The organism is Pseudomonas sp. GM55, from assembly GCF_000282395.1.
In the GTDB taxonomy this organism is placed as follows: Bacteria; Pseudomonadota; Gammaproteobacteria; order Pseudomonadales; family Pseudomonadaceae; genus Aquipseudomonas; species Aquipseudomonas fluorescens_CC.
In genome coordinates, this window is the sequence record NZ_AKJJ01000031.1 from 96,716 (window position 1) to 116,806 (window position 20,091).

20 protein-coding genes, 4 tRNA genes and 1 pseudogene are annotated in these 20,091 nt (G+C 58.2%); 19 read left to right on the forward strand and 6 right to left on the reverse strand.

Annotated elements, in window-relative coordinates; translation table 11 throughout:
• Positions 1-462: 462 nt before the first annotated feature.
• Positions 463-687 (forward strand): annotated as a pseudogene (locus PMI31_RS31775) (HAMP domain-containing protein); the annotation flags it as partial.
• Positions 685-1,548: a methyl-accepting chemotaxis protein gene (locus PMI31_RS31780; protein WP_443216979.1), complete on the forward strand. Its 864-nt coding sequence runs from the start codon at positions 685-687 to the stop codon at positions 1,546-1,548. The pseudogene PMI31_RS31775 and the gene PMI31_RS31780, both read left to right, overlap by 3 nt.
• 375 nt (positions 1,549-1,923) lie before the next feature.
• Here PMI31_RS31780 and PMI31_RS04700 read toward each other — a convergent pair whose 3' ends face one another.
• The gene (locus PMI31_RS04700) at positions 1,924-2,682 is read right to left on the reverse strand and encodes a hypothetical protein (protein ID WP_043302209.1); all 759 of its coding nucleotides are present in this window, start codon (positions 2,680-2,682) and stop codon (positions 1,924-1,926) included.
• A gap of 382 nt (positions 2,683-3,064) precedes the next feature.
• On the opposite strand from PMI31_RS04700, the gene PMI31_RS04705 reads away from it, so the two are divergent.
• From PMI31_RS04705 to PMI31_RS04720, 4 genes are all read left to right on the forward strand, one after another.
• Positions 3,065-3,140 (forward strand) — tRNA-Glu (locus PMI31_RS04705).
• A 2-nt stretch (positions 3,141-3,142) separates the two neighbouring features.
• Positions 3,143-3,218: transfer RNA gene (locus tag PMI31_RS04710), tRNA-Gly, on the forward strand.
• A 104-nt stretch (positions 3,219-3,322) separates the two neighbouring features.
• Positions 3,323-3,398 (forward strand) — tRNA-Glu (locus PMI31_RS04715).
• Between the two features lie 3 nt (positions 3,399-3,401).
• Positions 3,402-3,477: transfer RNA gene (locus PMI31_RS04720), tRNA-Gly, on the forward strand.
• Positions 3,478-3,536: 59 nt separating this feature from the next.
• On the opposite strand, the gene PMI31_RS04725 is transcribed toward PMI31_RS04720, so the two are convergent.
• The gene (locus tag PMI31_RS04725; protein WP_008016552.1) at positions 3,537-4,406 is read right to left on the reverse strand and encodes a helix-turn-helix transcriptional regulator; all 870 of its coding nucleotides are present in this window, start codon (positions 4,404-4,406) and stop codon (positions 3,537-3,539) included.
• 410 nt (positions 4,407-4,816) lie between these two features.
• Here PMI31_RS04725 and PMI31_RS04730 point away from each other — a divergent pair, with 410 nt between their 5' ends.
• From PMI31_RS04730 to PMI31_RS04780, 11 genes are all read left to right on the forward strand, one after another.
• A complete protein-coding gene (locus tag PMI31_RS04730; protein ID WP_008016553.1) occupies positions 4,817-5,020 on the forward strand; it encodes a Flp family type IVb pilin in 204 nt (67 codons plus the stop codon).
• 36 nt (positions 5,021-5,056) lie between these two features.
• Positions 5,057-5,587, forward strand: coding sequence for an A24 family peptidase (locus tag PMI31_RS04735; protein ID WP_008016554.1), 531 nt, complete (start codon positions 5,057-5,059; stop codon positions 5,585-5,587).
• 2 nt (positions 5,588-5,589) lie between these two features.
• Positions 5,590-6,918, forward strand: a complete 1,329-nt coding sequence (locus tag PMI31_RS04740; protein ID WP_008016555.1) for a hypothetical protein — start codon at positions 5,590-5,592, stop codon at positions 6,916-6,918.
• 15 nt (positions 6,919-6,933) lie between these two features.
• Positions 6,934-7,743, forward strand: coding sequence for a Flp pilus assembly protein CpaB (gene cpaB / locus PMI31_RS04745; protein ID WP_008016556.1), 810 nt, complete (start codon positions 6,934-6,936; stop codon positions 7,741-7,743).
• A 75-nt stretch (positions 7,744-7,818) separates the two neighbouring features.
• On the forward strand, positions 7,819-9,153 hold the full coding sequence (locus PMI31_RS04750; RefSeq protein WP_008016557.1) for a TadE/TadG family type IV pilus assembly protein: 1,335 nt from the start codon (positions 7,819-7,821) through the stop codon (positions 9,151-9,153).
• Between the two features lie 8 nt (positions 9,154-9,161).
• On the forward strand, positions 9,162-9,647 hold the full coding sequence (locus PMI31_RS04755) for a TadE/TadG family type IV pilus assembly protein (protein WP_008016558.1): 486 nt from the start codon (positions 9,162-9,164) through the stop codon (positions 9,645-9,647).
• Positions 9,647-10,141, forward strand: coding sequence for a TadE/TadG family type IV pilus assembly protein (locus PMI31_RS04760; protein WP_008016559.1), 495 nt, complete (start codon positions 9,647-9,649; stop codon positions 10,139-10,141). Before PMI31_RS04755 ends, PMI31_RS04760 begins: the two co-directional genes overlap by 1 nt.
• The gene (locus tag PMI31_RS04765) at positions 10,135-11,355 is read left to right on the forward strand and encodes an AAA family ATPase (protein WP_008016561.1); all 1,221 of its coding nucleotides are present in this window, start codon (positions 10,135-10,137) and stop codon (positions 11,353-11,355) included. The genes PMI31_RS04760 and PMI31_RS04765 overlap by 7 nt, the downstream gene beginning before the upstream one ends.
• Before the next feature lie 3 nt (positions 11,356-11,358).
• Entirely contained in the window at positions 11,359-12,801 is a 1,443-nt protein-coding gene (locus tag PMI31_RS04770) for a CpaF family protein (RefSeq protein ID WP_008016562.1), read from the forward strand.
• Positions 12,798-13,784, forward strand: a complete 987-nt coding sequence (locus PMI31_RS04775; protein WP_008016564.1) for a type II secretion system F family protein — start codon at positions 12,798-12,800, stop codon at positions 13,782-13,784. Before PMI31_RS04770 ends, PMI31_RS04775 begins: the two co-directional genes overlap by 4 nt.
• 29 nt (positions 13,785-13,813) lie before the next feature.
• On the forward strand, positions 13,814-14,779 hold the full coding sequence (locus tag PMI31_RS04780) for a type II secretion system F family protein (RefSeq protein WP_008016565.1): 966 nt from the start codon (positions 13,814-13,816) through the stop codon (positions 14,777-14,779).
• A gap of 199 nt (positions 14,780-14,978) precedes the next feature.
• Here the strand turns inward: PMI31_RS04780 and PMI31_RS04785 are convergent, their stop codons facing one another.
• The 4 genes from PMI31_RS04785 to PMI31_RS04800 all read right to left on the reverse strand — a co-directional run bounded on the left by PMI31_RS04785 (position 14,979) and on the right by PMI31_RS04800 (position 18,586).
• Positions 14,979-15,248, reverse strand: a complete 270-nt coding sequence (locus tag PMI31_RS04785) for a DUF3613 domain-containing protein (RefSeq protein WP_008016566.1) — start codon at positions 15,246-15,248, stop codon at positions 14,979-14,981.
• An 18-nt stretch (positions 15,249-15,266) separates the two neighbouring features.
• Positions 15,267-15,980, reverse strand: coding sequence for a tetratricopeptide repeat protein (locus PMI31_RS04790; RefSeq protein WP_008016567.1), 714 nt, complete (start codon positions 15,978-15,980; stop codon positions 15,267-15,269).
• A 119-nt stretch (positions 15,981-16,099) separates the two neighbouring features.
• The gene (locus PMI31_RS04795; protein ID WP_008016569.1) at positions 16,100-17,323 is read right to left on the reverse strand and encodes a type II and III secretion system protein family protein; all 1,224 of its coding nucleotides are present in this window, start codon (positions 17,321-17,323) and stop codon (positions 16,100-16,102) included.
• A 636-nt stretch (positions 17,324-17,959) separates the two neighbouring features.
• The gene (locus PMI31_RS04800; protein ID WP_008016572.1) at positions 17,960-18,586 is read right to left on the reverse strand and encodes a hypothetical protein; all 627 of its coding nucleotides are present in this window, start codon (positions 18,584-18,586) and stop codon (positions 17,960-17,962) included.
• 89 nt (positions 18,587-18,675) lie between these two features.
• Here PMI31_RS04800 and PMI31_RS04805 point away from each other — a divergent pair, with 89 nt between their 5' ends.
• Both PMI31_RS04805 and PMI31_RS31240 read left to right on the forward strand, forming a co-directional pair.
• The gene (locus PMI31_RS04805; RefSeq protein WP_008016573.1) at positions 18,676-19,674 is read left to right on the forward strand and encodes a LysR family transcriptional regulator; all 999 of its coding nucleotides are present in this window, start codon (positions 18,676-18,678) and stop codon (positions 19,672-19,674) included.
• Positions 19,675-19,893: 219 nt separating this feature from the next.
• Positions 19,894-20,091 (forward strand): hypothetical protein (locus PMI31_RS31240; RefSeq protein WP_238539268.1); only part of this gene is annotated, 198 nt, incomplete at its 3' end.

Genomic DNA, 20,091 nt, shown 5'->3' on the forward strand with positions numbered 1-20,091 from the left:
TGGTCGGTGTCCAGCGTGGCCAACAATCTTGATGTTTTGCAATCCGGGCTCGCCGATGACGGTGCCTATACGCTGAAAGATTCCGAAGGCAAGGACGGGGCGCAATTCATCGAGCAGGCCAGTCAGGTCAGCCAGGTTTCACGCTTGATGCTGCAAGCCATGAATGAAGCGCGCGTGCGTCTGGATCAAAGCCGCAAAGGCGACGACAGCGCCGGGCAGGGCAAGATCGAACAGGCCAGCCAGGCCTTGGCCCAGGCCGAACAGCTCAAAACCACGGTCAAGGATGAGGGTTACCAGACCGTCCTCAACGAGGTGACGGGTCATATCGCCGGTTTCAGTGACAAGCTTGCCGAGTACACCGGTCTGCTGGAACAGGAAAAAACCGTCTATCAACAATTGCACCAGCGCGCAGCCCAAGTGGTCGAGCGGGTGGATCAGGCTTATGTCGCCGAAGACCTGGCGATGCAGGCTGAACTGAAAAAGAACTCGCTGCTGATCATCGGCTCTTCCGCATTGGCCTTGCTGGTCGGGCTGGTTGCCGCGTGGTTCATCACCCGGTTGATCGTGGCACCGCTGCGCAGCGTGATTCATGTGGCGCAGCAGATTGCCTCAGGGGATTTGAGTGCGACCATTGACGTGACCCGCCGTGACGAAATCGGTCAGTTGATGCAGGCAATGCAGCAAATGGGCGCGGGGCTCAGTCATATCGTCAGCGGCTTGCAGTCGGGTATCGAGCAGTTGGCGACTTCTGCCCAATCGCTGTCGGCGGTGACTGAACAGACCAACCTCGAAGTCAGTACGCAGAAGGAGGAAACCGAACAGGTCGCCACCGCGATGAATCAGATGACGGCCACGGTGCATGATGTCGCACGCAATGCCGAAGAAGCGGCGTTAGCCGCGCAAACGGCTGACGGCAAGGTTGAAAGCGGTCAGCAGGTGGTGCGCCAGAGCATGGTGCGGATCGAGCAGTTGGCGGATTCGGCCTCTTCGGCCAGTTCGAGCATCGAAAGCCTGAGTGCGGAAATCCAGAACATCGGCACGGTTTTGAGTGTGATCAAAAGCGTGGCCGAGCAGACCAATCTGTTGGCATTGAACGCGGCGATCGAGGCGGCCCGGGCTGGCGAGCAGGGCAGGGGTTTTGCCGTGGTGGCCGATGAAGTACGTGCACTGGCCCGGCGAACCCAGCAATCGACCGAGGAAATCGAACTCCTGGTCAGCGCTTTGCGCTCGGCGGCGCAGTCGTCGGTGCAGCAGATCCAGAGCAGTGGCGAGTTGGTGAAGCTGGCAGTCAGCGATGCCTTGCAGACAGAGAGTGCGCTGGGAAGTATTGCGGCAGCGGTGTCGTTGATCCAGCAGATGAACCAGCAGATCGCCGCGGCAGCCGAGGAGCAGAGCTCGGTGGCCGAAGAGATCAACCGCAGTGTCACCAGTATTCGCGCCAGTGCCGATCAGTCATCGCTGGCGATGCAGGGCAATGCCGCATCCAGTATCGAGTTGGCGCAACTGGGGGTTGAGCTGAAGGGGATGGTGGGGCATTTCAGGCTTTGAAATGATCATCGGCCAGACCAAAAAAAGGTTCATCACACAATCCAGGGAAACACAGATAACGCAATACCTGTAGGAGCCGGCTTGCTGGCGATAGACTCAAGTGCGCCGCGTTTATTCAGTTCATACGCGTTATCGTTAACGACCATCGCTGGCAAGCCAGCTCCTACACGAGACCGCGTCTGAGTCGAAAATGAAGTGACCTCCAAACCATTGCGCAATAAAAAAGCCACCTCTCGATTAAAGCTTCCTGTAGGAGCGAGCATGCTCGCGATGGTCGCAAAAGATAACGCGTGTTTACTGGCTGAACGCGGCGTTCTGGAGTCCATCGCGAGCATTCGAGCGTCGACCGGCTGCTCCTACAGTGGTTTTCGCTGATCAGTCGTAGATCACTTTCTTTTTCCAGTCCGCGTCGGCCTCGACGTCTTTGAGGCCTTCGGTCAACTGGTTGACCTCACCTTCGACCGGCGCAGTGCGATCCATGACCTGGTCATTGGCGCGGGCCAGGAGTTTTTCCAGGTATTCCAGTTGCTCGGCGTAGACCTGTGGTTCCTGTTGTTTGCGCAGGTATTGCACGCCACGCTCGAATGCCAGACGAGCCTGCCCGGGCTGGTTCTGTTGCAGGGAATGCTGGCCGAGGTTGTTGAAGAACTCGATGTGCAGCAGCACGAGGATGTGGCGCACTTCACGGATCCAGCGTTTGGCCTCGTTGGGGGCCAGGAAGCCGTCCTGTGCCGCGCGGGTGATTTGGCCGTGCAGGGCTTCGAGCAGGAAGCGTACATCCTTGGCCTTGGCTTCGGTCTGGATCGGTGCCGGTGGATTGTTGACCGGGATGGATTCACCCTGGCCGACAAGGGTTTCCAGTTCGGCGATCCGCGCCTTGAGGTTGGCGCTGGATTTTTCCAGATTAAGCAGGCGCTGGCAGACGTTCAGTTCCAGGCGGGCCAACAACAGCTTGAGTGCCGGGGTCATCAGCTGGCCGGGGAACGTCTCGGTGATCTCTCCGCAGCGTCGCAACCGATCGTTGAGCTCAATCTTGGTACGGGCCTTTTCCAGCTTGTTGTTTTCCACCACATGGTTGATGTAACCAATGGCGATCAACAGTGCGATCCCGGCTACAACGAGCAGGGTGATCATGAGTGGCGTCACCGGTAAGACCTCTTTTTAGGGTACGCATGCGAGTTTAGTGACCTGGCATTTGAGCGCCCAGGCCCGCATGACGGGTTGGATCGGACATGCCTGCGCTTATATCGGCCGCAGCCCCGCTTCTATAAATGGTGGCACGCGATATACAGATTGCCATCACTGGTGGACTATAACGTCTTGGCGGGTGCCAGAATATAGGCGTCAAACGCCGGGCAGCGGAAAAACCTCAACAGCCCCCAAAGCAGGGCGAAGTCATTGATTTAAATAAATTTATATCAGGGGGTTGACGACCTCTCAATCCATCCATAGAATGCGCGCCACTTGCAGCGTAAAGCACACAGCGAAACGCGGCAGGGAGTGAATGTTGTAGTGTGTCCCCTTCGTCTAGTGGCCTAGGACACCGCCCTTTCACGGCGGTAACAGGGGTTCGAGTCCCCTAGGGGACGCCAATGCGGGAATAGCTCAGTTGGTAGAGCACGACCTTGCCAAGGTCGGGGTCGCGAGTTCGAGTCTCGTTTCCCGCTCCAATTTTAAACAGCGTTGCTTTCGGGCAGGGCTGAGTGAAACCAGAACCAAGTCTTCGGATGCGGATCTGGGCACCGAAACACACACCATGTGTTCCGGGCAGCGTGTCCCCTTCGTCTAGTGGCCTAGGACACCGCCCTTTCACGGCGGTAACAGGGGTTCGAGTCCCCTAGGGGACGCCATTTGCGGGAATAGCTCAGTTGGTAGAGCACGACCTTGCCAAGGTCGGGGTCGCGAGTTCGAGTCTCGTTTCCCGCTCCATATTTAACGAAAACGCCGCTCACTGAGCGGCGTTTTCGTTTGCGCGTAAAAAACCAGCCTCATCCGCTGAGGCTTTGTATCAGGCTTTCGAGCACTTCAATGGTTTTTTCATCCTGCACCGGTTGCGTAGCTGCAGCCGCTTTGAGTTGACGTGCCAGGCGGTATTCGCTGGGCGTGCAGTTGGCGAACTGCTTGAAGGCACGAGCGAAGTAGGAAGGGTCCCTGAAGCCAGCCTCATAGCCGATACTGGTAATCGGCATCTGGCTGTTGTCGAGCAGTTCTTTGGCGAAGTTCATGCGCTTGTTCAAGATGTAATCCGTGAAGCCAAGCCCATTGGCTTCCTTGAACAGGCGGCTGAAGCGAAATGTCGTCATGCCGCAGCGCTGCGCCAGTTCCCTCTGATCGATGCTGTCTCGAAAGTGCTGCTCGATGTACAGCATGACATTGCTCAGCGCTTGGTGTTTTTGGTGTCCTGAGGTCCGCCGGATGCTGTCCGGCAGGGTCGGGGAGTGGTCGATCTGCGATGACTTGCCCTGGCCGCTGGCATTTCGGCGCAACTCGCAGAGCTGCACCACCGCCGTCAGGTAACGCTTCTTCTCGCTGCTCGAGAGCGGGAGCACCATGTATTCCCAGACGCTGGAACGCATGGCCCATACCGCCAGTTCCTCCGAGTGCTGCACGGTGAACATGGTGATCGGGATGCTGGGGGTGGTGCGTTTGATCTCCAGCAAAAACCTCAAACCTTGCGTGTCGGGGCGATCAAAGTGGATGCAGAACATGTCTGCCTGTTCTCTGATGGGCAGCACGGAGTTTTTCGCCAGATTGCAGTCACAGGTGTCCTCGAACTGCACGACGAGTTCTTTCGTGGACCGATCATGAGTCAGATCGAACCACAGGAGCGATGGCCTTTTGGTCAAATTGGACGTCATGTCTCTACTCTGGGGTTCTTGGTGACTCTCTCGCTAAGGAGTATTGCCAAGGTGCCATCACTTTGCAGATTTAATCCTGATAGGAAAGACGGTTTTTAGTTCTATTCGCTCTATGGGATTCCTGCAAGGCAGCCCCGGGCGAGTGTTTGTTGGTGTGTCTTCGACAAACCCGGGTTGAACCGCCTGTCGCTTGTGAATCAATGACAATTGCCTTTGCGTTTCAATGCCTTGTTTGCCCCCCCTCGTTACTTCTGCAAAGGCCAATGCTCCGTATTTGGCCGCCCCGCAAAAAAGTCCTAACGATGTGCAAAATCTTCCTAACGCCAATGCCTGCACCCTGACTAGGGTTGCATCAGGCAGCGCAGAAAGTACTGCCTCAGAAAAAACAACATTCGAGTGAGGTGGGCAAAATGATCATGCAAACAATCAAGGCATCGGTAGTGAAGTTCATCAAAGACGAAGATGGCTTGACCATTGTGGAGTATGCGGTGGCAGGTGGGATGATTACGGTTGCTGTTGCCACTATGTTCGGTCTTTTGGGCGACGAGGTGCTCGACAGGATCACAAAACTGTGCAACGCGGTCAAAGATGGCACCTGCACCGCAGCAGCATAAGCGGGATAAGTGCAAATCACAGTGGGGATACGCGCCATGTCCATGGAATTGCAGGTATCGACAGTTGTACTGCTAGGACTGCTTGGCGTGGCGGTGGTAAGCGATCTGCTTCGCCACCGTATCCCCAACGCGCTGGTCCTGTTGGGCCTTGCCCTGGGATTGGCCGGTCAGACCTATTCAGGTGGTATCAGCGGATTGGGTGACAGCCTGCTGGGCATCCTGATCTGTTTTGGGGTGTTTCTGCCCATGTACGTATCGGGTGGCATGGCTGCCGGCGACGTCAAATTAATGGCCATGGTCGGCAGTTTTTTACCGTTTCATTTTGCATTGTGGGCTGCCTTGTTCAGCCTGATAGCCGGTGGCGTGTGCGGTTTTCTGATCGTGCTGGTTCGCGGTCAACTGCGTCAGACCTTGGGACGCTATTGGCTGATTCTGAGGGCGCAAGCTTATCTGGCGCCGACTTCAGATGAAGTAGCCGGCAAGCCTTTCCCTTATACGATTGCAATCTTGATAGGCACTTTGACCAGCGTCTACTGGCAACTTGTTGCCGGTGGATTGGGAGGTTAGACATGCACGTCATCGTCGATAGTGATGCCTACCCCAGCGATCGGAACGCGGTGCAACGCCTGGCTCCTCAGCCCTGCACTGTCCGCGAAACTGGCCTGACCGACAGTTTTCTCGGCGAGTTGGTGTGCAAGCATTTGTTTGATGCCGGTGTGCTGGACATGTCGCGGTTGGTGGACCGCCTGGCGCTGACCGGCGCGGTACTTGAAGAGGTCCTGGCGTTTTTGCGCAAGGATGGCCGTGTCGAAGTGCTGGGCCAGGCGAGTCAAACCGGCGGGCAAATGCTGCGTTATGGCCTGACCGAACGTGGCCGCAGTGCCGCCCGCGATGCTCTGTCGCGCAGTGGCTATATCGGTGCGGCACCGTTCCCGGTGAGTACCTACCGGTCCCTGATCAAGCTACAGACCATTCACCATGGTCGCATCAACGCCAACGATATGCGCAATGCCCTGGCTGGCGTAGTGCTCACGGAGGAGATGCTCGATCAGTTGGGTGTGGCGATGAACTCCGGGCGCGCAATCATGATTTATGGCCCCGCGGGTACCGGAAAGACCTATGTCAGCAGTCGGTTGATCCGTCTGTTCGCCGAGGCCATTTGGGTCCCCCATGCCATCGTCATCAACGAGTCAGTGATCGAGATCTATGACCCGCAGGTGCATCAGCGGCTCGATGACAACACTCAGCAGAACAATCTGATGCTCAACGAAGGGATTGATCGTCGACTGCTGCGCTGCAAACGCCCGATCGTCATCACGGGCGGAGAGTTGAGCATGGAACAGCTGGACGTTCGTTATGACCCCTTCACCCGTCAATACCAGGCTGCCCTGCAGCTTAAGGCCAGCAATGGCCTGTTCATCATCGACGACATGGGGCGCCAGCGCATGGCACCCGCCGAGCTGTTCAATCGCTGGATCGTCCCGATGGAAGAGAAACGCGATTTCATCAACCTGGGCGGCGGTCGGCATTGCGAGCTGCCGTTCGATCTGATTCTGGTGTTTTCCACCAACCTCAATCCCCTGGAACTGGCCGATGAGGCCTTCCTGCGCCGGATTGGCTACAAGCTGCAGTTCGGTTACCTGAAGCCTGAGCAGTACGAAAAGATCTGGCGTCAGGAAAGCGAGCGTCTGGGCATTTCCTTTGACCCGCTGCTGGTGCGTTATGTGCTGCAAAGGCTATATGCAAGTGAAGGCATGCCCCTGGTGCCCTGCCATCCCCGCGATCTCCTGAGCATGGCGCTCGATCGCCAGCGTTATATCGGCGGTTCCGGACCACTGTCACCGAAAGAGTTGGAATGGGCCTGGCACAACTACTTCGTCCAGCTCGACTTTCTTTGATACGGAGATACTGACATGAGCTCTCGTACGCTTACCCTGATAGGCGTTTCCCTGGCCATGGGCCTAGGGGCTGCATGGATGGCCGACTCCTGGCTGAGCGCGCGGCTCAATGCCAGCCCGGATGACCACCTGCGAAGCGTGGTGGTCGCCACGGTAGAGATTCCTTTCGGGCAGAAGGTCGAGCCCCAGCAGGTCACGACCGTACGCATGCCCATGGATACGATCCCGAACGATGCCTTCGATACCAGCGAAAAAGCCGTGGGCAAGATCGCAACGTTCGACATTCTGCGCGGCGACATTGTGCGAGGCGCACGTCTGAGCGAGCACTTGGGTGGCAGCACCCTGGCCTCTTTGATTGCGCCAGACAAACGCGCCATTTCGGTACGGGTGGACGATGTGGTCGGCGTGGGCGGATTCCTGTTGCCGGGTAACCGGGTCGATGTACTGGCGACCAAACGCACGGATAGTGCCGGCAATAACGCCGAGTCCAAGACCATCCTCGAGAATTTGCGGGTGTTGGCGGTGGACCAGACTGCCGGTACCGACAAAACCCAGCCGGTGGTGGTGCGTGCAGTGACGCTGGAGATGACGACCGCCGAGGCTGAAACACTGGTCACGGCGCAATCGGAAGGGAAATTGCAATTGACCTTGCGCAACCCGCTGAACGCCGAGAAAAAAATCACGACCGTTGCGCCTGCCGCACCGGTCATGGCGGTGGCTACCGCCACAGAGCGAAAACGCGTGGTGCCACGTGGCAATGGAGAGGGTGTCAGAGCCGTCACCATTATCCGTGGAGTCGAGGCCAGTGTAGTGAACATGCGTTGACAGAGCGGTAGGGGCGCCTTGGCACCCAGGTATTGGCGGAGCCGATCCGGATCAGTATCGGCAATCGAGGGCTTGATGATGAATCTTCGTATTCAGCGGCCGTTCACTTCGACGCCAAGGCGCCAGGAAGGATCGGTGAGTGTATTGATGGTGTTCGCATTGGCGGCGATGGCCATGATGGCGGCGTTGGCTTTGGACGGTGGGCATATGATGCTGAACAAAACGCGCCTGCAGAATGCGGTGGACGCCGCCGCCCTCAGTGGCGCCAAAACCCTGAGTCAGGTGACGGGTGGTATCGACAGCGCCAGCACGACGCGTACTGCCGCGCTTAATACGCTGAGGCAAAATGCCATTGCCACGGGTAATAGCGAATTGGCAACGGCTATAGGTGGCAACGAAGAAACATTCGCGAAAGTGGAGTTGGCAAGCAGCGTTTATGGCCCGTTCGGCTATCCCGGACCGGCGGATGCCAAATACGTTCGGGTATCGGTACCGAACTATAGCCTGACAAAATTTTTCTGGAGCTTTGTCCAGACATTCGGCTCTGGCGGCTTGGGGGACAAAGCGGTATCGGCGATTGCCACTGCAGGCCCCAGCCCTGCAAGCCCCTGTGATCTTACACCTTTGATGGTCTGTGGCGACGCGACCAAGAGCAGCCCGTTCGGCTTCAACTTCGGTAATTTGCAGGTATTGAAGGCCGCCAAAAACGAAAAAGACTTAATTGGACCAGGAAACTTTCAGTTGCTCGATTTTGGTTCGGGCGGCAACACGGTCAGGGATGACTTGGCCGGAGAAATCTCGGAATGCCGGAATGTAGGGGACCATGTTCTAACCAAGCCTGGCAATACGGCTGGCCCTGCTGTTCAAGGCTTGAATACTCGCTTCGGCGATTACTCCGGTCCCCTCAAGGGTAGCGCCAGCACCTATCCGCCGGATCTGGTGATTAGCTACAGCACGCCGTTGATGACCGAGAAAGCGCATGGTAAGAACCCGCCGCAGGTGGAGTCCGGTGGCCAGCCAGTCACCGCGAGCAACGGCAATCTCTACGCTGGCGGCAAGCCGTTGCTCGATTATAACGACTGGCTTGCTAGCTTTGCTGCCTGTGTCGCTGGCTCGGGCACTGATTGTCAGTCCAATGGCGCGTCCGAACGGCGAATTCTGAAAGTCGTGATTGGTGACTGTTCCGGGAAAAATGATGGAGCCAGTTCGATTCCAGTTCTTGGTTTTGGCTGCTTTTTCGTGATTCAGCCAGCCACTAACGGAGATGCGTCGATCTACGGACAGTTCGTGAAGGAGTGCGAAGGCGACAACGTGCCCGGTCCTACACCGTCAACCGACTCCGGTCCGCAGATCATTCAGCTCTACAAAACCTATCTCAACGGCAGTGGCACTCCGAGCACTGACTCGTAGGAGGCGTCATGAGACGTCACGGATTTAAATATCGGCAGCGCCAGCAAGGCCTGGCCATTGTGGAATTCACCCTCGTCCTGCCGTTGTTGCTGTTGCTGTTGCTGGCCTTCGGTGAGTTCGGCCGCATGCTCTATCAGTACAACTTACTGCTGCAGGCCAGCCGCGATGCCGACCGTTTTGTAGCCAGCAAGGCTTGGAACTCGACCCTTGGCAAGGTCGTTCTGACCACTACGCTGCAGACCGAGACGAAAAACGTTGCGGTGTTTGGCGTGCCTGTCGACACCGGGCCTAATACTGAGGTGTTGTCAAAGTTGAAGACTGGCGACGTGGTCGTCGCCCCAGTGGGCACTGACCATGTGCGGGTCACCATCACTTACACGTTCTGCCCGGTGATTGGCGCCAGCCTTTGCGCCGGAGCGCTTCCCGGTTTTTTTGGTAATCGGATTGCACTGAGCATTCCGCTGGTTGCCACTACCGTGATGAGGGCACTGTGATGAATCGCAAACACATGCGCGGCACCTATACGGTGGAGTTCGCCATCGTTGGTCTGCTGGTGTTCACACTGTTGTTCGGCGTAGTGGAAATGGGCCGCCTGTACTTTACGGTCAATGCGCTGGATGAAGCCGTGCGCCGTGGTACGCGCTTGGCGGCGGTGTGCAATATCAGCGATCCGGTGGTTCTGCGGCGGGCCATCTTCAATGCCGCGACCGACGCAGGTACGAGCCAGTTGATCGGCAATCTGGCCACCACCAACCTGACGCTGACCTATCTGGATGTAAATGGCGCTCAGGTGGCCAACCCCGCTGACCTGGTCAGCGCCAACGGTTTTCGTGCCATCCGCTATGTCCGGTTGAGTCTGCAAAACTTCGTTTTCAATCTGTTCATTCCCGGGTTCGGCGTGCGCATTACCCTGCCTCCATTCAGGGCAACCTTGCCGCGCGAAAGCCTAGGGCGTCATTCCGATTCCGGGGAGATCACGCCATGCTGAATACCAAGGACACTCCACTCTCCAGTTCGACCGGAAAAGCCGGGCTCAGGTTGCTGATCAGCAGCCGAGATGCCACGTCATTGCGCGACCTGCAGAGCGTCTGCCAACGCATGCCCAGCCTGGAGGTGAGCACGCGCCTGGTGAGCAATGGGCACGTCGACCCGCTCTACGGTCTGGACCGGATGCCCGATCTGTTGCTGTTGCGCGTCAGCCACCTGTGGCGCGAGGAACTGTCGGCACTGTTGCAGCGCCCGGCCCATGAGCGTCCGCCGATGTTGGTGTGCGGACTGTTGAGCGAACAGGAGGGCATGCGCCTGGCGATGCAGGCCGGCGCCCGTGACGTGCTGCCGGAGCCCGTCGCCGAGACAGAACTGGTCGCTGCCTTGAATCGGCTGGTCATGGAGGTTCGGACCGGCAGCGGGACAGAAGGGAAATTGCTCGCTGTGATCAGCGCCAAGGGCGGATCCGGCGGCACCATGCTGGCCTGCAACCTGGCTCAGCAGCTCAGCATGAAGGGTGGCAGTACCCTGTTGCTGGACATGGACCTGCAATTTGGCAGCGTGACGCATTACCTGGATGTGGCGCAAACCCACAGCCATCTTGAGGTGTTGCATCAGATCGACGGCATGGACAGTGTCGCGCTACGGGGTTTTTGCAGCCACTTCAGCCCGACTTTGCATGTGCTGGGTGGCCGGGCCGGTGAGCTGTGTCTGCCACAGGATGCCCAACCCGAGCAACTTGACACCCTGATGCAGTTGGCCCGCGCCAGCTATGACTGGGTAGTGATCGATCTGCCACGGCAAATCGACCACCTCACCGGCTCCGTACTGGAGCAGGTGGATCGGGTGTACGTGGTGGTGCAGCAGAGCGTCAGCCATCTGCGCGATGCCAGCTCCCTGGTGCGGATTCTTCGCGAAGACCTGGGCGTGCGTGGGGATCAGTTGCAGATAGTGGTCAACCGCTATGACAAGACGGCAGCGGTCAGCCTCAAGGATATCGGCGAGGCGCTGCGCTGCACGAACCTGGCGAAATTACCCAACGACTTCAACCTGGTCAGCCAGAGTCAGAACACGGGCGTGCCGTTGGGTCTGCATGCGCCGAAGGCGGCGATCACCGTTGCCCTGCGCAACGTGGCCGATGACCTGCTCGGCAACCAGATGGCTGGAAAAAAAGGCGTGTTCAAACGCGCCTTCAACCGTTTTTTCGGGGGGTGACCCATGATCAGCGACTTTCGTAACCGCTTGCGCAAACAGTCCGGTAAACCCGCCCCGTCGTCGGCTAACCAGCCGGGTGACGACCTGCCTGATCCGGCAGAGGAAATAATGGCGTGGGAACGCGCAACGCCGGACATTCTTTACGAAACCAAAAGTCAGGTCACACCGGTGGAAGCCGAGTGGCGAGAAAAGATCTACCAGCAGTTGCTCAAGGTCATGGACCTGTCCTTGCTGGACTCCCTTGAACAGGCTGAGGCCACGCGGCAGATTCGCGATATTTGCCAGCGCCTGCTCGATGAGCATTCGGCACCGGTGAGTACGTCCAGCCGCCAGTTGATCATCAAGCAGATCACCGACGAGGTGCTCGGCCTTGGCCCACTGGAACCGTTGCTGGCCGATCACAGCGTGTCCGACATTCTGGTGAACGGCTTTGCCTCGGTCTATGTCGAGCGCTTTGGCAAACTGCAACGCACCGATGTGCGCTTTCGCGACGACCAGCATTTGCTGAACATCATCGACCGCATCGTCTCCAGCCTGGGTCGGCGTATCGACGAGTCCTCGCCCTTGGTGGATGCCCGGCTCAAGGACGGTTCGCGGGTCAACGCGATTATTCCGCCGCTGGCCATCGACGGCCCGAGCATATCGATCCGGCGCTTTGCGGTGGACCTGCTCAACACCGAAAGTCTGATCCAGGTGGGGACGTTGACCCCGGCCATTGCCCTGCTGCTCAAGGCGATTGTCCGTGGGCGCTTGAACGTGCTGATTTCCGGCGGTACCGGCAGCGGCAAGACCACCATGCTCAATGTGCTGTCCAGTTTCATCCCGCACAACGAGCGGATCGTCACCATCGAAGACTCGGCTGAACTGCAACTGCAGCAACCCCACGTGGTGCGCCTGGAAACCCGGCCTTCGAATATCGAGGGGCGCGGCGAAGTGAGCCAGCGGGAGTTGGTGCGCAACAGCCTGCGGATGCGTCCTGACCGTATCGTGATCGGCGAAGTGCGCGGCGTCGAGGCGCTGGACATGTTGACGGCGATGAACACCGGCCACGACGGCTCGTTGACCACGATCCACGCCAACACCGCGCGCGATGCGTTGGGGCGGATTGAGAACATGGTGTCGATGACCGGGGCGACCTTCCCGATCAAGGCCATGCGTCAGCAGATCGCATCGGCCATCGATGTGGTCATCCAGCTGGAACGCCAGGAAGACGGCAAGCGCCGCCTGGTCAGCGTGCAGGAAATCAACGGCATGGAAGGCGAGATCATCACCATGACCGAAATCTTCTCCTTCGCGCGCCATGGCGTGGGCGAAAACGGCGAAGTACTCGGTGAGTATCGGCCCAGCGGCATGATTCCCGCCTTCCGTGATGTGCTGGCCAAGCGCGGTATCGAGTTGCCGCTGACGATGTTCAGGCCTGAGTGGATGGAGGCGCGGCAGTCATGAACCAGATTCCCGGTGAATTCATTCTGATGTTTCTCGGCATGGTGTTTATCGCCGTCTTCCTCCTGTCCCAAAGCGTGGCGGTGCCGGTGTTTGGCGAGGCTGGCAAGATGCGCAAGCGCATTCGTGGTCGCTTGCATGTACTGGAGAAAGCCAACAATCAGCCCAACATGCAGACCGTGTTGCGACAGAAATACCTGACGCGTTTGTCGCCATTGGAGGCCAGGCTTGAGCAGCTGCCCCTTATGGAGGCATTGACGCAAATGATTGAGCAGTCCGGGCACGAATACCGGGCCTACCGGGTATTGCTACTCGGGCTGGTGTTGGGGGGCTCGACGGGTATCTTGATCTGGATGGTCTCGTCAGTCTGGTGGATGGCGCTGGTGGCGGGTTTCGCGATTTTCTGGTTACCCATACTGAAAATCTCTTACGACCGTGGCAAGCGTTTTGCTGAGTTCGAGGAAGGCCTGCCGGATGCGCTGGATGCCATGTGCCGCGCTCTGCGCGCCGGGCACCCCTTCAACGAAACCCTGCGCCTGGTGGCCGAGGAGCACAAGGGGGCGGTCGCTCATGAGTTTGGCCTGACCTTCGCCGATATCAACTATGGCAACGATGTACGTCGGGCCATGCTCGGCCTGCTGGAGAGAATGCCCAGCATGACGGTGATGATGATGGTGACCTCGATCCTCATTCATCGTGAGACCGGCGGCAATCTGACCGAGGTGCTGGAGCGTCTGAGTCGCCTGATCCGCGGGCGATTTCGCTTTCAGCGCAAGGTCAAGACCTTGTCGGCCGAAGGGCGGATGTCGGCCTGGATACTGGTGGCCATTCCCTTCGTGCTGGCGATCGCGATCCTGGTTACAAGCCCCAAGTACCTGCCTGTACTGCTCAATGATCCTCTAGGACACAAGCTGATCATCGGGGCTTTCTGCGCCATGTTGATCGGGATTCTCTGGATACGCAAAATTATCCGGATTCAGGTTTAAGCGGTATTCGCTACCGGGAGGTACAGGTCATGGACTTTTTGCTCGGGTTGTTCAGTCGGGTCACGGGGAACGAGGAGATGGCGCGCCTGTTGTTCCTCGGTGCGATCGGTTTCAGTACGGTGCTTGCGGTCGTCGCCGTGATCTTGCTGATGCAGGGGCTTCAGGACCCGGTGCAGCGCCGTCTGGCGCTGATCAAGCGTGGTCATTTAGGCAACACTACCGGACAGGAAGCTCCAGGTAACCTGCAACTGTTGCTGGAGCGGGTCGGCCAGCGTTTTGCCTCGGCCGAATCGACTCAGGCGTCTGCCACCCAGACGTTGTTGACGCATGCGGGGTACCGTTCCTCTTCGGCGGTGCAGATGTACTGGGCGGTGCGCTTGCTGTTACCGCTGGTGTTGGTCGGCATTGCGTTGTTGCTATTGCCGATGATTCCCAGGGTTTCGCTGAACATGGGGCTGCTGTTGGTGGCCGTAGTGGCTGGTGTTGGATGGCTGGTGCCAGCGCTGTATGTCGGCAAGCGCAAGCAAATGCTACAAGGTCGGCTGCGTGCCGCGTTTCCGGATGCACTGGATCTGATGGTGGTCTGTGTGGAGTCGGGCTTGGCCCTGCCCACGACCATTGAACGGGTGGCTGAAGAGATGTCGGTCAGTCAGGTTGAACTGGCTGAAGAACTGGCCCTGGTCAATGCGCAAATCCGTGCAGGCATTTCCAGCACCGAGGCGCTCAAGCAATTGGCCGTGCGCACCGGGCTGGAGGACATTCAAGGATTGGTCAGTCTACTGGCGCAAAGTATCCGCTTCGGCACCAGCGTGGCCGACACTCTGCGCATCTATGCTGATGAATTCCGTGACCGGCGTACGCAGGCTGCCGAAGAGGCGGGGGCGAAAATCGGTACCAAGCTGATATTCCCGCTGATTTTCTGCCTGTGGCCGAGCTTCTTCCTGGTCGCCATCGGCCCTTCCCTGATCGGCGTGCTCAGAACATTCGGTAAGTGAGCAGGAGTCGTTTGCTATCGGACAGGGTGGCTGTACTGCATAAGAACGAGGTGGAGCTGGCGAACGGAGTGCATTCACTCCAATCGCTTGCTCCACCTTTTAATACCTGGACTGTATTTTCCTGCACACGTGATTGAGCCCGGCTTTTCAGCCAGGCCTCTCTGGACTACGCCAGAGACTGATCACCCATCGCCATGCCTCAGTTGCCGATGGTCATTTGTCCCGCGGTATCCTGGTCAAAATATTGCGGAATAGGGTAGTTGAAGCTATTCAGCCAGCGCTGCATGGCCAGGTCACGTTCGGTGGCCGAAGCGGTTTGTAGTTTAGTGGAGGCAACCACACCGCGAATCTGCAACTGCAACCACTGTTCGGTGCCTTTTTGATACGGCGAAGAGGGGCCCGGCTCAATGGCCCAGGCAGTGGTGGACAGGCAAGTCATGCACACGATCAACAGCCTTTTGGTATTCATCTCGACTCCTCGTACGTTCTACTTGTTCGCACTGGAAGAGGCATCGGCTACCTCAGTCTTGCGATTCCCCTCGGCAGCCACCACTTTTTTAGCGGAGGCCTTGAGTTTTTCCGCACGGTTTTGAGCCTCTACGACTTGCTTGGGGCTCAAGTCGGCGCGGGTCACGAGTTCGGCGGCCGCTTTCCAGTTATCCTGGTAGATCAGCAGCGTCACCATATTGAGTGCCGCCAGTGTGTTGGCCTGCTTGAGTTCCATGGCGGTCATGAACTCAAAGCGTGCTTCAGGGATCCGTCGCTGATTGAGGTAGACGACCCCCAGGTCATTGCGCATCCTGTCGTCAGTGGGGGCCATCTTTACCGCACGCTCAAGGTGATTGGCAGCGCTGGCGTTATCATTCCTGGCGGCGGCCAACTGGCCCAGGCCATGTTCCCCTTCAGCCGCCAGACAGGTGCCGAGCAAGCTTTCGTATAACGGCTGCGCGTCGCCGCTATGCCCCATCAAGCGCAGCACCCGAGCCTTGCGCAGGCGAACCTGGACCAGGTTATCTGGCAATCCTTCCAGATTCGCCAGGCTGGCATACAAACGGCCTTCTTCGGTCATGTTGTCGGCCAGGTTAAGGGCCAGTTCTTGCTCCGAACCGGGCTTGGCACAACTGGCCGGCCGCGAAGACATGCCATTGCTGGCACAACCTGCGAGCATTAATGTCGCCGCTATTGCAATGACTGCTTTCATCGAAGGGCCTCTGGCTACAACAGATTGAACGCCTGGCCAATGGCAATACAGCTGGCCTGGCAAGCGTTCAAGGTCACCGTCAGGAGTGAGGGCGAGGCAAGTCCGGTTCAGGCTTCGGTTCATTGCGAGAGCCCGCTGAGATTGTCGAAGTCGCCATTTTCCAGGAAGAACATGCGGTAGAAATTCGGGTCGTAATTGCGCAGCTGCTCGCCAGGCAATGACGGCAGTTGTGCATTGGCCGCCAGTGGCTGGACCAGATGCGGGGTAACGATCATCAGCAGTTCGCGCTCTTCACGGTTGATGGTGTTGTCACGGAAAAACGCGCCCAGAACCGGGATATCGCCCAGCCCCGGAAACTTGTTCACATTGGAATCGTTGTGGGTACTGATCAGGCCGCTGATGACGAAGCTTTCGCCGTCGGCCAGGGAGATGCTGGTATCGGTACGGCGCACGGTCAGGGCCGGGACTACCGTGCCGGCGATGCTCACGGCGTTGGTGAAGTCCAGTTCACTGACTTCCGGTGCCACCTTCAGCGCGATACGGTTTTTCCCGACGATGGTCGGCGTCAGGGTCAGGCGGATACCGAACTCCTTGTACTCGATGGACACGCTATCGCTGCCTGAACTGGGCACCGGAATCGGTATTTCACCGCCGGCCAGGAAGCTCGCGCTCTGCCCGCTGAGCGCTACCAGGCTTGGCCGCGCCAGGGTGTAGGCGAAACCACTGCCTTCCAGCGCGTTGAGTGCCACCAGTGTATTGCCGGTAGCAAAAGTGAGGTTGAAGTTGTTGTTGTTCACCGGTAGCACCGGCGTGACAATGCCGCCGATGGTGGGCAAGGTCCTCGGCGAGCCGAACAGGAAGTTGCCGCGGATGCCGAAAATCGAGGCGGAGGCTTCCTTGAGCTTGGTTCGGCTGACTTCAACGAAGCGGATATCGGTCTGCACCTGGCTCGGTAGCAGCGGGTCGTCGGAAGGCACCGACGGCACGCTGGTCAGCGCCGACGTGGCTTTACCCTTGACGAACACCATGCTTTGGCGCGGCGTTTTCGAACAGGCGGTCCAGACCATCAGGCTGGTGGTCCCCGGCGCAATGCCCGTGAGTATGAAAGCGTTGCTGCCGCTGGGCTGCACGTCGGCAACTTTCGGGTCACCCACCGCCAGTTGCGTTACCGGAACGGGGCTGCGCAGTTCACTCTGCAGCCCCTGGCCGACCTCGTACGTTGTCGGCCAATTCTCCAGTTGCGGACAATTGGCCGGAGCGGCCTGAGCCGCATCCACGCTGAGGCCCACCCAGAACAGGCCATGGAAAATTCGCTTGAAAGCGGGCACGGTACGAAGGTTCATTAAGTACATCCTCACTGGATAGACCGTCTTTAGGCGGACTGAGTTGTCTCGGATCACTTCACGGGGATCGGGCTATCCCCCCCAATGCGCCAGACCACTTATCCACGGCCTTGGCGTTATTCCTTGCGTGCGACACACGAGCGGGCGCAATTCGCTGATCTGGCGGGACAGCGAGCGACCTTGGCTGAAACGGTTTTTAGTGATCCGGTTACCTGGACTGCCTGTCGGAGCGATACTCGCGCGCATGGGTGGTACTGTCCGCTGACCTGCTTCCCCCGGAAAGTAATCGGCCATGAAGGTACAGAGCCGGAAAACGCCTGCCAGGACCATGGTGAGGTAACTCCTTTTGCCAATCCGCTATCTGATCACTGAAGCTGACGTGGAAATTCGGGCCGTCATGACTTCTTATTGTTTGAAGGTAGTTCAATCAAACCAAAGTGCCATGATTTAAAAGAAAACCGTTGGTGAAAAGGCTGGAGACAGGCGGGCGGGCAGGGTCGCAGCGCAGTGCGGTTGCCTGATGTTGACCGGTTGCGTTGAAGCAAAAAAAGGCCCGCCAGTCTGACTGAGCGGGCCTTTTGCGTTCCAGGCAATGCTTGCATCGATAAAATTAGGCGTCTCACGAACGCCCTGTGTTCAGTCCACGTGGTAGTGGACCGACAGCGTGCCTTTCTTTTGTGAAAGGGTGTTGATCGTGACCGCGCCCAATTCTTTCAGGCTACGTACGTGGGTGCCGCCGCAACCGTAGGCGGGCAGTTCACCGAAGCCGATTTCCCGGACGCCTTCGCGCAGTGAGGTCAGGCGCGGCAGGTCGTGGTCGATCCACTGCCCGATGCCATGCTCAATGGTCTGGGCCTCGACGTCCTGCGCCGAGTTACCCGGTTTGAATTGCACACGGCCTTCACCAGGCCAGTGATGCGCCTTGATCGGCATCCAGCCCATGGCTTGTACAAAGTGCCCGATCAAGTGCCCGGCCGAATGCATGCGCGTGTTGAACAACCGGCGTTGTTCGTCGACGCGGATTTGAATCATGCCGGTTTCTACGGGGCGGTCGACAAAGTGAATGATCCGCTCGGCATCCTGGACCACGTGCAGCACCTGGCTTTCGCCGATCCAGCCAGCGTCGCAAGGCTGTCCGCCGCCTTGAGGGTGGAACAGGGTTGCTCGCAAGACCACGGCAAACTCGTTTTCGTGGGGGATGCATTCCAGGACTTCCACGTTGGCCTTGAGCTCATCACTATGGAAAAAAAGGCGCAGCGTCATATTCCAGGCTCGTATTGAATATCTGTTTTTATTATAGAAAGCCGGTAAATGCGTGATAATCCGGGCAAACATCAAAGGACTGTTGCGCTGTGAGCATAAATCTTCCGCTGCCGCTGCTGGGTGAGATGGCGATTTTCGTCAAGGTTGTCGAGATGGGCAGTTTCTCCGAGGCCGCTCGCCAGTTGGGTACTTCGCCTTCGGCGGTCAGCCGTAGCATTTCGCGTCTGGAGAAGGCGCTCGCGACCCGGTTGCTGCAACGAACCACGCGCAAGCTGCGCTTGAGTGACGGTGGCGAGGAGGTGTTCAAGCGCTGCCAGGATATGGTCAATGCCGCCCGGTCAGTGATGGAAATCAGTGGTCAGTTCACCGATGAACCCGAGGGGCTGGTGCGTATCAGCGTGCCGAAAGCGGTGGGCCGGATCGTGATTCACCCGCATATGCCGGAGTTTTTGCGCCGTTATCCCAAAGTGGATGTGGAGATGTTGCTTGAGGACCGCCAGGTCGATCTGATCGACGATCACGTCGACCTGGCGATTCGCATCACCGACCGGCCGCCTGCGGGGCTGGTGGGGCGGCAGTTGCTGACGATCGATCACTTGCTCTGCGCCACACCGCAGTATCTGGCCGAGCACGGTACGCCGACTCATCCCCATGACTTGCTCAACCACAGTTGCATTTACTTGGGCGAAACCCCGAGCGATGCGCGCTGGAAATTCAAGAAGGGCAACAAATCGGTCACGGTCGGTGTGCGTGGGCGGTACGCCGCCAATCACACCGGCGTACGTTATGGCGCGGTGCTGCAGCACATCGGGATTGGCAGCCTGCCGTATTTCACAGCGCGGCATGCCTTGGAGAAGGGGTTGATGGTGCAAGTGCTGCCGGACTGGACCTTTCTGGCGTCCTATCACGGCGGCGCCTGGTTGCTGCATTCGCCAACCCGGTATCTGCCTCCCAAGCTTCGGGTGTTGATTGATTACCTGGTGGAGTGTCTGGAGAAGGAGCCGACGCTGGGCAAGCCAGGCAGGTCCAACGGTCCGAATTGGTCCCCATCGGAGTATGAACTGCCGGAAAGTGACGGCTTGTTTTGAAGTGTCTAGTGTCGAAACAGGTTTACACCTTTCCACCCGAATTCGATAAGCCCCCGGCAATTTATTGCTGACACACGCTTCCAGTAGGAGCCGGCTTGCCGGCGAAGGCGCCATTGAGTCTTGTATCGATATGAAGGACGCCTGCGCTGGCAAGCCAGTTCCTACAGGGACAGACAAAAAAAGTTCTTCGCACAATCCCGGGAAATTGTAGGAGCCGGCTTGCTGGCGATGGCGGCCTCATGGCTGGCGTACTTTATTGGTTGTGTACATATCCATTTCTGCGGTAACGGCCATCCCTTTGGTGTACGCGTTCCCTGTAGGAGCTGGCTTGCCAGCGATGGCGACCTTACGGCCGACCATTTTCTTCCTGGTGTACATATTCATTGCTGCGGTAACGGCCACTTATGGTTCCGCCCT